The sequence below is a fragment of the Acrocarpospora catenulata genome (assembly GCF_018476525.1).
Taxonomy (GTDB): domain Bacteria; phylum Actinomycetota; class Actinomycetes; order Streptosporangiales; family Streptosporangiaceae; genus Acrocarpospora; species Acrocarpospora catenulata.
Map to the genome: position 1 here is coordinate 196,398 of NZ_JAHCST010000010.1, position 13,987 is coordinate 210,384.

The window sequence follows — 13,987 nt, forward strand, 5'->3', positions numbered from 1 at the left end:
GTAGTCGTCGGGCGTCGATGGGGTTGGTTCTGGGAGGCGGTCTACATGGGTGGACGCGTCGAACCCCGGCGCCACTTACGGGACACCGAACATGTTCCACCCTCTCCCGCATCCACAGCGTCACGCCCGGCAGGGCAAGATGGTATCGGTATCGATAGTATCTCTATCGATACCATCATTACGGGGGTGTGGTCATGCGCCGTTTCATCGGGCGGGACCGGGAGCTGAACGTGCTCCGTAACGCCTTCCAAGCAGTTCACGATGCCGCCGGGTCGGCCAGACCGGGTCAATGCATCCTCATTCGGGGGAGGCGGCGGGTCGGCAAGTCGAGCCTCGTGGAGGAGTTCCTCCGGCGCACAGAGACGCCGAATCTCTTCTTCACCGCGGCGGGTGGCACGGCGGAGAACGAACTGACGGAGTTGCTCGACGCCGTCGCCAGATCCACGCTGCCGGAGCGAGAACTGTTCTCGGAGGAGACCCCGGAGCAGTGGAATGCGGCATTCAGGCTGCTTGCGGAGATCCTGCCCGATGACAGCCCGAGCGTGGTCGTCATTGATGAGGTTCCGTATCTCATGGACCGCATCGACGCCTTCGAGGGCATGCTCCAGCGGGCATGGGACCGTCTGCTGAGCCGCAAGCCGGTACTTCTCCTCCTGGTCGGATCCGACCTGTCGATGATGGAGGCGCTGAACAGCTACGACCGGCCCTTCCATCAGCGGGGCCGGGAAATGGTTGTGGGGCCGCTGAACCCGGCCGACATCGGTGAGATGCTCGGCCTTCCGCCGGCGGCCGCCTTCGACGCCGCCCTGATCACGGGCGGTCTCCCGCTGATCTGCGCGGAGTGGCAGGCCGGAGCAGACGTCTGGGAGTTCCTCCGCGACTCGCTGGACAACCCCATCTCGGCGCTACTGGTCTCCGCCGAGCGCTCACTGGCCGCGGAGTTCCCACCGCAGGCGATGAGCAGGGAAGTCCTGCGGGCCATCGGAGCCGGGGAGCGCACCTTCACCAACATCGCGCGCGCCGCCGGCGGCATCGCCCACACCACTCTCACCCGAGCCACAGATGTCCTGACCGAGAAACGGGTGGTGGCAGCCGAACTGCCACTCTCACTGCGGCCGTCGAAGGAACGCCGCTACCGAGTGGCCGATCCTTACCTGCGGTTCTGGCTCGCGTTCCTGGATCCGCACATGGCGGAGATCGAGCGGATGCGGGGAGATCTCACGCTGAGCCGGATCAAGGAGCAGTGGACGAGCTGGCGGGGCCGCGCTATCGAGCCCCTCGTCCGAGAATCCCTCGCCCGTCTCCTGCCGGACGGGCTCCTGCCCGCCGCCCCCGCGGTCGGCGGGTACTGGACCCGTAGCAATGACGTCGAAATCGACTTGGTGGGTGCCGACCGGCAACCGGTGGCCAGGCAGTTGCTCTTCCTCGGCTCGATCAAGTGGCTGGAGAATTCCGCGTTCGACAGCCACGACCTGGCCGCGCTGCAGAAGCACCGAGCGGCGATCACCGACGAGCCCGTACCGCTGGTAGCGGTCTCCCGAAACGGGACCACCTGTTCCGGGCTCCAGGCGGCATACGGCCCCGAGGAACTGCTCAGCGCCTGGCGCAGGGCGTGAGCGGGGCCGGGCTCCTGTGGTTGCAGTGCTGTTTGTGAGGGAAGTCGCCACCCGCCACGTACACATCCTCGGCGTCACCGCCAACCCGACCGACGCCTGGACATCCCTACAGGACCGCAACCTGCTCATGAATCTCGGTGACCGGATCAGTTCCTCACCGACCGCCTGCTGATCTACGGCGAGCGGCATCTGCGCTCGATGCTGGTCGAGTATGTCGATCAATAAGAACGGTCATCGGCCGCCACGGTCCCGTCGGCAGCAACCACCCGATCAGGATGAACGGACCGTTGTGCCGTTGGAATGACTGCCCTGTCGAGGCTGACCGAGTCGGCGCCGCTAAGTGTAGCGGGACCTGTTTTGACCTGCGGAAATAGCTTCCGGATGATTAGTCAAGTTAAGAATAGTTGACACCAGGTTCGCTGTGCTTTACGTTGAGCGTGTTAAAGATTCTGTACACGGGAGACGGGATGTCGTATGAAGAGAAGCGGGCATGGGTCTACGCGGCGGTCGCGGTCGTGGTGCCGGTGGTCTATGCGGTGACCATGTTCGGGCGGTTGGCCGGCACCGACGTCGCGCAGATCTCCTACGCGCTGCCGCTGCTGATCGCCGCCGGAGTGGGGATCGTCGCGAACATACTGACCACCATGCTGATCGGCGCGCCAAAGGGGGCGCGACACAGTGACGAACGGGACGCCGACATCTTCCGGTACGGCACGCACGTCGGATACTTCGTCCTGGCGACGGGTGTCGGCGGGGCGTTTCTGCTAACGCTGGCAGGGGTGACACACTTCTGGATTGCCAACGCGCTGTATCTGGCCTTCGTGCTGGATGCGCTGGTCTCCTCGATCGTCAAGATCGTCGCCTATCGCCGGGGTTTCTGACCATGCCCAAGCCCACTAAGATCGCCAACTCGCTTCGCTACCTGCGGTTCACCTCCGGCGAGATGACCCAGGCGGATCTGGCGGCCCGCGTCGGCGTCACCCGGCAGACGATCATCGCCATCGAACAGGGGCGTTACTCACCCTCGCTGGAAATGGCCTTCCAGCTGGCTCGGGTGTTCGGGGTACCTCTCGAAGAGGTCTTCCAGTACCCCGACGCCGAAAACTGACCGCCGCGACGCCCGCCGGCGATCATCACCACCCCACCGCCACCGCATACCCGCCACCGCGCGCTGCACCTCCGAGCGCTGCGTGCGGGTGACCCGACCCGGAGCCCTGACGAGGGCCGTGCAGTTCCCAAGCCCGGCGCTGACGCGACCCGCCGCCCGGTTCCCCCAGTAAACGCTGTGCAGGCCCGAGAGCAATAGCCGTACCGGCCCCGAAGCAAGGCCGTGTCGAGGTCCGCAAGCGAATCGAATCAGTTCTGGCCGCGGCGTGAGCGTGCCGGCCGTACCGCCGCCGGTGACGTCGAAGACTCCCCGCCACCGAACTCCACTGAGAAGGGACACCCCCATGAAGGCAGTGACTTACTACAAGTACGGCACCCCTGAGGTCCTGGGCATCGAGGACGTGCAGACCCCCACTCCCGGCGACAAAGACGTACTGGTGAAGATCCACGCTACGGTGGTGACGGCGACCGACGCCATCTTCCGTGCCGGTGACCTCTTCTTCTCGCGGATGTTCACCGGTCCCATCAAACCGAAGGCCAAGACACTGGGCGGCGAGTTCGCCGGTGAGATCGTGGCGGTCGGCAAGGACGTGACCCGCTTCTCAGTGGGCGATCGAGTCTTCGGGGACACGGGTCCGGCGCTCGGTGCCCACGCCGAGTACGTGTGTGTGGGCGAGGACGGGGCACTGGCGGTCATGCCAACCGGCGTGGACTACGCCGAGGCCGTCGCCGTACTGGACGGCGTGCTGACGGCCCTGCCCTTCCTCCGAGACAACGCACGTCTGCAGGAGGGCCAGGAGATCCTCATCAACGGCGCCGCCGGCAGTGTCGGCGCGGCCGCGGTGCAACTCGCCAAGCACTTCGGAGCGCGGGTCACCGGGGTGTGCAGCACCGCCAAGCTGGAGCTGGTCAAAGCGCTGGGCGCCGACGAGGTCATCGACTACACCAAGGAAGACTTCACCCGCCCCGGCCGCACCTACGACGTCGTCTTCGACGCCGCAGGCAAGAGCTCGTTCTCCCGGAGCAAGCGCGTGCTGAAGAGCGGCGGCGTCTATCTTTCCACCGCCCCCTCGCCCGGCATCTTGCTGCAGTCGTTCTGGACGCGGCGATTCGGTGACAAGCGAGCGGTCATCGCCTTCACCGGTCTGCGCCCCACCACCGACAAGGCCATGGACCTGCGTTTCCTCACCCAGCTCACCGAAGCCGGCCAGATGAAGCCCGCCATCGACGGGCGCTACCCGCTAACGGAAGCCGCCGAGGCGCACCGACGCGTCGATTCCGGCCGTAAGCAGGGCAGCGTCCTCATCACCATGGACCACAATGCCAACTGACCTCGGTTCAGCTCCCCGCCAACACCGCCTGCGACACCAGACGCGGGCGGTGAACCGCGTCGGGGGAGGGGCGGGGTAAAGCATGGGCGGCATGCGGACGCTGACGCGGACATTGGTCTTGAGCTGGGAGTTCTCGAGCTTCGCCGACTGTTGATCTTCGTCGCTGTGGTTCGTGCCGGCCCTGATCCCTCCGTGCGGGTTGGCTGCCCCGAGAGGTGGGGCAGGCCCCACTCCCAAGTGTCCGGCGCACCCCCATGACCGGGCGACCGCCGGTGCGGAATGGTGATCGGAGTGACAACAACATCACCACTCACCAGCGCGTACGAACGATCCCGAACGCGACCCGCTCACCGCCGACGCCGTAACCGCCTCAGGATAGCGGCGGCCCTCCTGGCTGCGGCCCGACCCTGCTGCACCGAACTCCTCAACCGGCGGACCCGCAGGTCGGCGCGCCGTCTACACAGTTGATCGAAGGAATCTCCATGCGCAGTCCCGCAGCCCCGTCGCGATCCGCAGGTATCTCCGGTCGCACCCTCTCTGTGCTCGTCGCCCTCGCTGTGGCCCTTGCCGCCGCCTTCGTCGTCGCCCCGCGCACGCTGGCGGCGAGCAGGCTGGACGGCGGCTTCGCCGATGAACGCGACATCATCGAAGCTCTCCGCGCGGCGTTCGTCGAGTATTGGAATTCCGGCGACCGGGATTTCTCCCACGGCTTGGAGAGGGTTGTCGATTACTGGTTCCGTTACCACGCGGCCAAGGCCGTTATCGCTGCGATCTTGCTGATCGTGCTCGTTGCGCTCGGCGTTCTTCTCTGGAAGGCGTTTCTGAGGGCCGGCGGTCTCGGAACGGGAAGGAGGGCCGCCCTCGCGTCGGCCCGCGTTCTTGTCACGATGCTCGCGCTGTTCTCGTTGGTGATGGTGATGGCCAACGTCCAGGGCACAGTAGCGCCCTTCGCCTCGCTGCTGCCGATGCTGGTGATCGGCGCAACCGACGGAGAACTCGCCGATACGCTCGATCAAATCAGGCAGCGACTTGCTGACTCCCTGAGCGCGGGTGACCGAACCCCGCCTGCCCTCGAGGTGATGATCAGCGACTTTTCTCGATATCACGTCGCGATGGCCGTGGTTGCTGCGACCGTGGCGGTCGTCCTCATCGGCACGAGCGTGGTGGGTGGAAGAGGTTTGCGAGAACGGGGTCGTCCGACAGGCGAACAAAGCGTGCGTTGGGGTCGTCGGGCGTTCTCTTGGCGTTGTTGTCGCTGGTCGTGATCGTTGTCGCGTGGGCGAACACGACCAACGCGGCAGACCCGGCGCCGGCACTCCTTGCCTTCTTCGAAGGCGGATGGTGACGCACCTCGTGGGCGATCAGCCGCACGCTCTCCGGCGAGAACACCCGTGGCGGTCGATGGCCTGCACGCTTCCGGGGTCCGGGCCCGTCCTGGGGCTCCGGATTAGGCTGGGGCCATGACCGAGTCGTTGCCCTCCGCGGTTCGGGGTTGGTGGCGGTCGGGTGCCGGGTTCTGCTTCCGCGTGGTGCGTCGTACGGTCGTGGAGTCGCTGTACCTGCTCACTGCGCCGGTGACCGCCGCGGCTGGGCTGCTACTGGTGCTCGGTGGTCTGTGCGCTGGAACGGTCGGTTTGCTGTTGCCAGGCGGGTCGCCGGTCGTGGCCGGCGCTCTGGCACCGGTGCGGTGGTTCGCCGACGTGGAACGGTGGCGAATCGCCAAGGTGCGCTCCCTGACCGCCGGGGCGGAGGATGGAGGCCGGCGGCCGAGACCGAGGGAGACAGCCGACGCGTCCGACCCGGGGTTGTGGCTCGGCGTGGCGCACGCGGTGGTGGCGTTCCCTGTCGCGCTGGTCACCTCAGTGGTGACGGTGCTGTGGTGGTTCGTCGGCCTCGCTGCCGGCACGTCCGCCCTGCGCAACCTCTACTCGTCCGCTGGGGCGATGCGGCCCATGACTCTGACCGTGGGCAGCGCCCAGTCCCACATCGCCTTTAGCCTGGGACTGACGTCGCCGACCGAGCGGCTCGCCTTCGGGACCGCGGTCGGCCTGCTGCTGTTGTACACCCTGCCACTGGTGACCCGGGCGTGCGTCGCCGCGCAGGCCGGGCTGGGGCAGATGCTGCTGTCTGAGGCATCCGCGTTGCACCGCAGGATCAGCGGACTGGAGCAGGAGCGGGACACCGCCCGCGCGCAGACCGCCGCCGCGGTGACGGCCGAGGCGACCGCACTGCGTCGGCTCGAACGCGACATCCACGACGGGCCCCAGCAGCGGCTGGTCCGCCTGGCGATGGAACTGGGCCGCGCCCAGCATCACTTCGACAGCAGACCGGAGGCCGTCCGCGCGGCGCTCGCCGACGCGATCGTCCAGACCGAGGAGGCGCTGGACGAGCTACGGGCCCTATCGCGTGGCATCGCCCCGCCGATCCTCGTCGACCGCGGCCTGCGCGAAGCGCTCACCGCCCTGGCCGCGCACTCGACCGTACCCGTTGAGCTCGATGCCGACCCCCTGAACCGCCGGCTGGACGCCGCCGTCGAGACGGCCGCGTATTTCGTGATCGCCGAGGCCCTGACCAACGTGGCCAAGCACAGCCGCGCCGACCGGTGTGCGATCATACTGCGCCACAGGGAGGGAACCTTGCGGATCTCGGTGACGGACGACGGAGTGGGCGGCGCGGCAATGGCCAAGGGACACGGACTGCGAGGGCTGGACGACCGGCTGTACGCGGTCGGCGGCCGACCGCGGGTCACCAGTCCTCACGACGGCCCGACGACGATCACCGCGGAACTGCCGTGCTGCTGAACCCGCACGGAACAGCGCGTAGTCCGTTGCGGATCGTCGTGGCCGACGACGCGGTACTGCTGCGCGAGGGCTTGGTCCGCCTGCTCGCCGAGGACGGTCATCAGGTGGTGGCCGCTGTCGGTGATGGCCTGGCCCTGGTCGAGGCGGTGCTCAGCTACCGCCCGGACGTATCGGTCGTCGATGTGCGGATGCCGCCGAGCTACACGGACGAGGGCTTGCGCGCGGCGATCACGGCTCGCTCGCGGTTGCCCGGGACCCCCATGCTGGTGCTCAGTCAGTATGTGGAGGCGTCCTACGCCGGCGATCTCCTCGCGGACGGCTCTGGCGCGGTCGGATACCTGCTGAAGAACCGGGTCGCCAGGGTCGAGGAGTTTCTGGATGCCCTGGATCAGGTCGCCCGGGGCGCGACGGTGCTCGACCCGCAGGTTGTCGCGCAGTTGTTGGCCGGGCAGCGCCGAGACAACGCCTTGGGGACGCTGACCGCGCGTGAACGGCAACTCCTAACCCTGATGGCCGAGGGCCACTCCAACACGGCCATCGCCGAGCGGTTGGTGGTCTCCGCCAGCACGGTGGAAAAGCACATTGGCAATGTTTTCGCCAAGCTCGGCCTACCGCCTGATGACGCCCACCATCGTCGGGTGCTCGCTGTCCTCACCTACCTCAAGGCCTGACAGCTGCCCGTCTGCGAAGTTCACGGCTTCCCTGCGACGTACCGATGGTTACCCTCGGGTTTGCAGTGTCTCGCCGCCAGGTGGAGGGCTTCTTCGATCAACCGGCCGACGTGGATGTCGTCGAGGCGGACGCGGTGCCGGACGAAGAGGTCCTGCTTGAGGTAGTAGGTGCTGACCGGCCCGGTCTCGATGGCGGTTACGCGAGAGATGAGCAGGTGTCGGTTGGCGGTGTGCGGCCAGCGGGCGAGGCTCGTCGAGCCAGTCCAGCAGGAGACGGTGGGTGAACTCGCCCAGTGGTCGCTGGTGCCCGGCGATGGTGAGTGATGCGCAGCACATCCCAGCATGCGAAGAGTGGGCGTAGCTCCAGTTCAGAGGGGAGATAAGCCTGACCGTAAAAGCGCGCCCTGAGGGATTCGAACCCCCGACCGTCGGATTAGAAGCAAGATCCTTTAGTGTTGCGACGTGTCAGTTCGTGTTAGCCCGTTCAGTGTGGGGCTGGTTTAGGTGTCCGCTTGTGACGCGTCCTGACGCCCCGTTCCGGGACGGACGAGCACGGACCAAGCACAGCTAACCTATCAGTTTCATGATACAGTGCGTGCCTTCACCCCCTGGATCAGCCCGTCGCCGTCGTACCGCCACGCGGTGGCCACCGACGCTCCGAAACCTTCCTCGACCTCGGTGAATGTTTCGCCCTTGCGCAGATAGGCGAGCACCAGCAGGGCTGTCGGCGCGCTCTTGCCGGGCGTGGCCGAACCGAGCCGCCCTCTGGTGGCGGCCAGGACCGCGTCGTATCCTTGCCCGCTGCACAAGGCCAGATTCAGCACTGCCGCCATGCTCGCCGACGACCTGCTCGCCTGGCTGCGCCTGCTCATCCTCCAACGTCACCCGACACTGCGCACCACCACCCCCGCCCTCCTGCGCCTACCCTCCGATCATCCCCACACCGCCGACCTGATCACAGCAGGATTCGCCCCCTGGCCCTAATGTGAGTCACAGAAGAATATTTTGTCCCCAAGTTTCACGAGAGTCCGACAGGAGGGTTGTACCGACCCGCAAGCCCTTGGCGATCAGTCGCACATTCGTTCCCATTGTCGATTGAGCATCCGAGAGTCATAGTCCAGAAGAGAAGGACATTTCAGAGGCTAAGAGACAGGAGCTTCGATGGCTTACGCCCGAAGCGGGAAGCAACTGTCGGGCGGTATCGATCTGGACGCCATTATGGCGTACGGGATGGATGAGAGCGGGAAGCTCGAAAGAAGCGGCGCGCAAGAGGACCAAATCCGTAGACCTTGCAAAGTGCTGCTGACACGCGTCGCTACCAGGTTCGGCCTCGATGCCGTCGCTTATGGCGAGGTTCATCTCAAAGAGACACATGCCCGCCCCGCCTATGCTGACGAGGTCGGTAGCGGCAGGATCGCCCATCTAGAAGTCAAAGCTCCGAATCGGAATGCCCAGGAGGCTCCATATTGGCGACCGGGCAAGCGGGAACGTGGGCGATGGGAACACATGTCAGTACTACCCGACCTGGTCAACACCGATAACACGTCCCGGGTGTGGGTGCTAAAGGTTACGTCTGACGGTTATACGAGCCCACGATGACTGCCTTACGCACCTACCTTGAAGGTATGCAGGCCATCCACGCGACGGGCGAGGCTGTCAAGGAAACTTCTTACTATGGGCAACTCGAAGGGCTGCTCAATCAGGTCGGCAAGTCTCTCTCTCCCGCAATTACCTGCGTGTTGACCACTAAGAACCGGGGCGCAGGGCTGCCTGACGGTGGCCTGTTCATCGCTGGCCAGGCAGTCGCCGAGGCTGGTGATAGCGCGCTTCTCGCGCGAGCTCCTGAGCGCGGTGTTGTTGAGGCCAAGGGACCGTCCCATGACATCATCCGCGTCTCCCACTCCGCCCAGATCAAGCGCTACTTAGAGCGCTACGGCAAAATCCTTGTCTGCACTTACCGCGACTTCCTCATCCTTCGCTTGGACTCCAACGGCGTGGCCCAGGCGAGTGAGCGTTTCACGTTAGCGGCTGACGAAGAGTCCTTTTGGGCGCTCGATCCCCGAAAGACCGACAACGAACGAGGCGCCGACTTTGTCGGCTATCTGGAGCGCATGCTCTGGAGCGACGCACCACTGAGTTCCCCCGCCGACCTCGCAGGGTTTTTAGCTGCCTACGCTCGCACAGGCTTGAAACGCGTCGAGGCAACAGGCGACATGCAGAGCCTCTCGTTCTTGCAGAGCACACTGGAGGAAGCCCTAGGTCTGCGTTTCGAGGATAAGCACGGTGACCATTTCTTCCGATCGGCCCTCGTGCAAACGCTGTTCTACGGCGTCTTCGCCGCATGGGTCTTCTGGGCAGAAAAGCAGCCTGAGCAGACCACCGAGCGCTTCGCCTGGCGGCAGGCCCAGTGGACGTTGCCTGTGCCGATGGTTCGCGTGCTCTTCCAGCAACTAACCACGCCTGCGAACCTACCGGTTGGCCTTGACGAGGTACTCGACTGGACTGACGACGTCCTTGCACGAGTGGACCGAAAGCTGTTTTTCCAGCGCTTCGAAGCCGCTGAAGCCGTCCAGTCCTTTTACGAACCGTTCCTACAGGCATACGATCCCGGACTTCGGCGAGAACTTGGTGTCTGGTATACCCCTCCAGAAGTCGTCCACTACATGGTCGCCAGTGTCGACCAAGCTCTGCGCACACGCTTCGGCTTACCTTTAGGGCTTGCCGACCCAAGAGTTCACGTACTTGATCCGTGTACGGGAACGGGGTCTTACCTGACCGCCATCCTCGAAAAGATCGTCACTACTTTGAAGGCGTGCGGCGATGATGGGCTTATCGCGGCAGACGTCAAGGAGGCAGCGCTCTCACGAATCCATGGCTTCGAGTTGTTGCCTGCGCCGTTCGTGATCGCGCATTTGCAACTCGGGCTTGCTTTGCAGCGCCTCGGCGTGCCACTCGATGCAAAGGCTGGAGAGCGTGCCAGTGTGTATCTGACAAACGCCCTGACCGGTTGGGTCGAAGATAGTGATAGCGCAAAGCTGCCGTTCCCCGAATTTCTGCTATTCCCTGAATTTGCCGCGGAGCGGAATGCGGCTCGAGCAGTCAAGCGTAACCAACCGATCCTCGTCGTTCTAGGCAACCCTCCCTATAACGGCTTCGCGGGTGTGTCCGGAAAGGAAGAAGGCGGCCTAATCGAACCCTACAAAGAAGGACTAGCTCACGACTGGAATGTGACCAAGAACAAGCTTGACGATCTTTACATCCGCTTTTTTCGCATCGCAGAGCGCCGCATCGCAGAGCAGACCGGAAAGGGTATTATCTGCTTCGTCACTAATTCCTCGTGGCTAGGCGATCCGTCCGCAGTTGTTATGCGCAAGCGACTCCTTACGGAGTTCGACGACATCACCATCGACCATCTCAACGGCGATAGCCGCGAAACTGGCAAGAAGACACCGGCCGGGGATCCGGACCCCTCCATCTTCTCTACGAAGCTTAACCCTGCTGGGATCACACGAGGCGTCGCCATCAGCACCCTTATCCGTGTTGCGGCTCATACCGACGAGCCAGCCACGATCCGGTATCGCGATTTTTGGGGGCAAGACAAGCGCGAACAGCTCGCCGCCACCACCGCCCAACCCGAGGTCGGACCAGCTTACGAGCCCCTTGCGCCTGATCAATCTAACTGGTTCCGTCTGCTGCGCTGGCGCACGGGCGAGGGTTACACCAATTGGCCGGCGATCAACGAACTGTGTTCCGAAGCTCCTATGCTCGGCCTCAACGAGAACCGCCAATTCGCCCTCATCGACAGCGATCGTGACGCCCTGGCCACCCGTATCCGTACCTACCTGAATCCCAACGTCCCAATGGAGCAGGTTGACCCTCGACTGAGCAGAACCTTCGCGGGCTTCGATCCCGAGAAGGTTCGCAGGCGCCTGCTAACCGCACGGCCCTTCGACGAGCAGCGCATCCAGCGCTTCCAGTTCCGTCCGCTCGACATGCGATATGCCTACGTTGAGACCGTGGCGCCCTTGTGGAACCGGTCGCGACCACTGCTCGTCGCCGCTGCCGAGGCTTCCTCTGGCTTTCTTCTAGTGCGCCGCCGCGCCCCACGGGTGCTCGACGGCGCGACCTTACATTTCTCCGACTCCCTCGTAGACCAAAAGGTTCTGTTTACCGACGCATACGCCATCCCGTTCTGGCTGTCAGCTGGACAAGACAGGAACGACAACGGGGTTGCCTCACTATTTGACTTGGATACAGAGGAATCGGCGGAGCCATGGAGACCTAACCTCTCCGATAAGGCATTGACCTATCTGCGGCAACTGGGAATCGACGACGCGAAATCCGCCCAAGACAGCGCAACCCTCATTTGGTTCCATGCGCTTGCTATCGGCGTTTCGCCCCTCTACGGGGAACAAAACGGCGAGGCCGTGCGTTCCGACTGGCCCCGCATCCCCCTGCCCAACTCGGAAGCAGCGTTGCGGGCATCAGCAGCCATCGGCCGGCAGGTCGCGGCGCTGCTTAACCTTGACGAACCCTCGAGCGATGTCGCTTCAACTCGCTTGAAGCCGTTCCTGCGGACAGTAGCCGTCATTGAGCGGATCGACGGCAAGCCCTTGGACCCAGGCAAGGGAGACCTAGCCGTCACCGCTGGCTGGGGAATCGTCCAGCAGCGCGCAGTCATGCCGGGCGCCGGCAAGTTCGACGTACGTGAACGGGACACACTCCAGAGCGAGGGGGCCACCGAAGAAGAGAGCGACGTCCTCGGCACACAGACACTCGACATCTATCTCAACGTGATAGCGCGCTGGCGCGGGGTGCCAGCGGCAGTTTGGGACTACAAGATCGGCGGCTTCCAGGTGCTGCGCAAGTGGCTAAGCTACCGAGACAAGCGTGTCCTCGGTCGCGATCTCACCCTTGCGGAAGCCCGCGAGTTCACCAACACCGTGCGTCGACTCACGGCGCTCGTGCTTCTCGCGCCTGAACTCGACGCAAACTATCGTGCGGCTCTAACCGTGCCAGGCGAGCGGCTGAGACGCTGAGTGATGTGCCCTGTGTTGCGTAGAGTCGCGTTGCTGGACTTCATGCCGGTTGGCGGGCTGGGTAAAGCATCTCGTATTCGATGGGTGTGCGCATCCCGAGAGCGCTGTGGCGGCGTTGCCGGTTGTGGAAGATCTCAAGGTAGTCGAAGATCGCGTTGGCGAGTTCGATGCGGGTCTTCCACCGTTGTCGGTTGAGTAATTCGACCTGCATACGCCCCCAGAACGACTCGATGACCGCGTTATCGAAGCAGTCGCCGATCGACCCCATCGACGGCACCAGGCCGGACTCCTGGGCGCGGCGGGTGAACGCCCAGGAGGTGAACTGCACCCCGTGATCGGAGTGGATCAGGCCGTCCGGCTCTGGGGCCCGGTTCTGGATGGCCATACCGAGCGCGTTGGTGACCAGCGTCGCGGTCTGGGTTGAGTCGATCGACCAGCCGACGACACGGCGAGAATAGACGTCCAGCACGACACAGCAGTAGACCTTGCCCTCCCGAGTGGGATGTTCGGTGATGTCGGTAACCCATAACTTGTTGGGCGCATCTCGGTGGAAGTCCCGGTCGACCAGGTCAGCGGCGGTCGGCATCTGCGGGATCGGGCGGCGGCGCCGATTGCCGGGCAGGCCGCAGATCCCGTGGCGCCGCATGAGCATCTCACAGTGCAGTGAGCGACGATCAGGCCGCTTCCCAAGGTGAGCTCAGCATGGACGCGGCGAGCACCGTAGGTGCCACGGGAGGCGGCGTGGATCTGCTTGATCCGTTCGGTCAGCCAGGCATGCCGCAGCGAGCGGGGCGAGGGCGATCGGCCGCGCCAGGCGAAGTAGCCCGACTCTGAGACGCCCAGCACCCGGCAGGCGACCTGGACGGGCATGCCTTCGCCGGCCATCACCGCGATGGCTTCGAACCGTCTTTTGGGGGCACCACCCCTCGCACAAGCTCGATCGCCCGCTTGGTGACGGCCAGTTCGGTCTCCAGCTCGTGGATCCGCTTGCGGGCGGCCAGCAACTCGACCTGTTCGCTCGAAGTGACGCCGGGCAACTGGCCCTTGTCGATCAGGTCCTGCTTGCGCCACGCATAGACGGTCTGCTCACTGATCCCCAGATCACGAGCGACGTCCCGGACGGGACGCCCCGCCTCGACCAGATCCAACACCTTGCGACGGAACTCCGGAGGGTAGCCCCTGCGTGGCATGCCGACCTCTTCTCCTGGGGTCAATGGCACACAAGTCAACCAAAGTGACTCCACAGAGGACGGGGCACATCAGTGACTCCACGGAAGGCAGGGCACATCAGATTATGAGTTCCCTGGTTTCGTGTCGCGGTGTGGCTGCATGGGTTCGGTGTGCCGTTTGTCCGCGACTTCGCCGATTCTCGTGCCGGGCCGTACCGCGTGGTGATGGCCTGTGCCGGTGTTGCCGATCCTC

The 13,987-nt window shown here is 64.5% G+C and carries 12 protein-coding genes and 1 pseudogene; 10 read left to right on the forward strand and 3 right to left on the reverse strand.

Annotated features, from left to right (window positions below):
- Positions 1–194 precede the first annotated feature (194 nt).
- From KIP79_RS13235 to KIP79_RS13270, 8 genes are all read left to right on the forward strand, one after another.
- Positions 195–1,616 (forward strand): ATP-binding protein, encoded by a 1,422-nt coding sequence (locus KIP79_RS13235; RefSeq protein ID WP_214105054.1) that lies wholly within the window; start codon positions 195–197, stop codon positions 1,614–1,616.
- Between the two features lie 34 nt (positions 1,617–1,650).
- Positions 1,651–1,788, forward strand: a complete 138-nt coding sequence (locus tag KIP79_RS13240) for a hypothetical protein (protein ID WP_214105055.1) — start codon at positions 1,651–1,653, stop codon at positions 1,786–1,788.
- 295 nt (positions 1,789–2,083) lie between these two features.
- Positions 2,084–2,497, forward strand: coding sequence for a hypothetical protein (locus KIP79_RS13245; RefSeq protein WP_214105056.1), 414 nt, complete (start codon positions 2,084–2,086; stop codon positions 2,495–2,497).
- A 2-nt stretch (positions 2,498–2,499) separates the two neighbouring features.
- The gene (locus tag KIP79_RS13250; protein WP_214105057.1) at positions 2,500–2,724 is read left to right on the forward strand and encodes a helix-turn-helix transcriptional regulator; all 225 of its coding nucleotides are present in this window, start codon (positions 2,500–2,502) and stop codon (positions 2,722–2,724) included.
- A gap of 343 nt (positions 2,725–3,067) precedes the next feature.
- Positions 3,068–4,054 carry an NAD(P)-dependent alcohol dehydrogenase gene (locus KIP79_RS13255; protein WP_214105058.1) on the forward strand — a complete coding sequence of 329 codons (987 nt, stop codon included), beginning with the start codon at positions 3,068–3,070 and terminating at the stop codon, positions 4,052–4,054.
- Positions 4,055–4,593: 539 nt separating this feature from the next.
- Positions 4,594–5,319, forward strand: a complete 726-nt coding sequence (locus tag KIP79_RS13260) for a hypothetical protein (protein WP_214105059.1) — start codon at positions 4,594–4,596, stop codon at positions 5,317–5,319.
- Positions 5,320–5,514: 195 nt separating this feature from the next.
- A complete protein-coding gene (locus KIP79_RS13265) occupies positions 5,515–6,855 on the forward strand; it encodes a sensor histidine kinase (protein ID WP_214105060.1) in 1,341 nt (446 codons plus the stop codon).
- A 26-nt stretch (positions 6,856–6,881) separates the two neighbouring features.
- Entirely contained in the window at positions 6,882–7,526 is a 645-nt protein-coding gene (locus KIP79_RS13270; protein WP_214105098.1) for a LuxR C-terminal-related transcriptional regulator, read from the forward strand.
- A 20-nt stretch (positions 7,527–7,546) separates the two neighbouring features.
- On the opposite strand, the gene KIP79_RS13275 is transcribed toward KIP79_RS13270, so the two are convergent.
- Together KIP79_RS13275 and KIP79_RS50045 are read right to left on the reverse strand one after the other, a co-directional pair.
- Positions 7,547–7,870, reverse strand: a complete 324-nt coding sequence (locus tag KIP79_RS13275) for a hypothetical protein (protein ID WP_214105061.1) — start codon at positions 7,868–7,870, stop codon at positions 7,547–7,549.
- 237 nt (positions 7,871–8,107) lie between these two features.
- Positions 8,108–8,350 (reverse strand): helix-turn-helix domain-containing protein, encoded by a 243-nt coding sequence (locus tag KIP79_RS50045; RefSeq protein WP_214105062.1) that lies wholly within the window; start codon positions 8,348–8,350, stop codon positions 8,108–8,110.
- 7 nt (positions 8,351–8,357) lie between these two features.
- On the opposite strand from KIP79_RS50045, the gene KIP79_RS13285 reads away from it, so the two are divergent.
- Positions 8,358–8,510 carry a hypothetical protein gene (locus tag KIP79_RS13285; protein WP_214105063.1) on the forward strand — a complete coding sequence of 51 codons (153 nt, stop codon included), beginning with the start codon at positions 8,358–8,360 and terminating at the stop codon, positions 8,508–8,510.
- Positions 8,511–9,151: 641 nt separating this feature from the next.
- Entirely contained in the window at positions 9,152–12,565 is a 3,414-nt protein-coding gene (locus tag KIP79_RS13290; RefSeq protein ID WP_214105064.1) for a type ISP restriction/modification enzyme, read from the forward strand.
- A 40-nt stretch (positions 12,566–12,605) separates the two neighbouring features.
- Here the strand turns inward: KIP79_RS13290 and KIP79_RS13295 are convergent.
- Positions 12,606–13,755: pseudogene (locus tag KIP79_RS13295) on the reverse strand (IS3 family transposase).
- Positions 13,756–13,987: the final 232 nt, after the last annotated feature.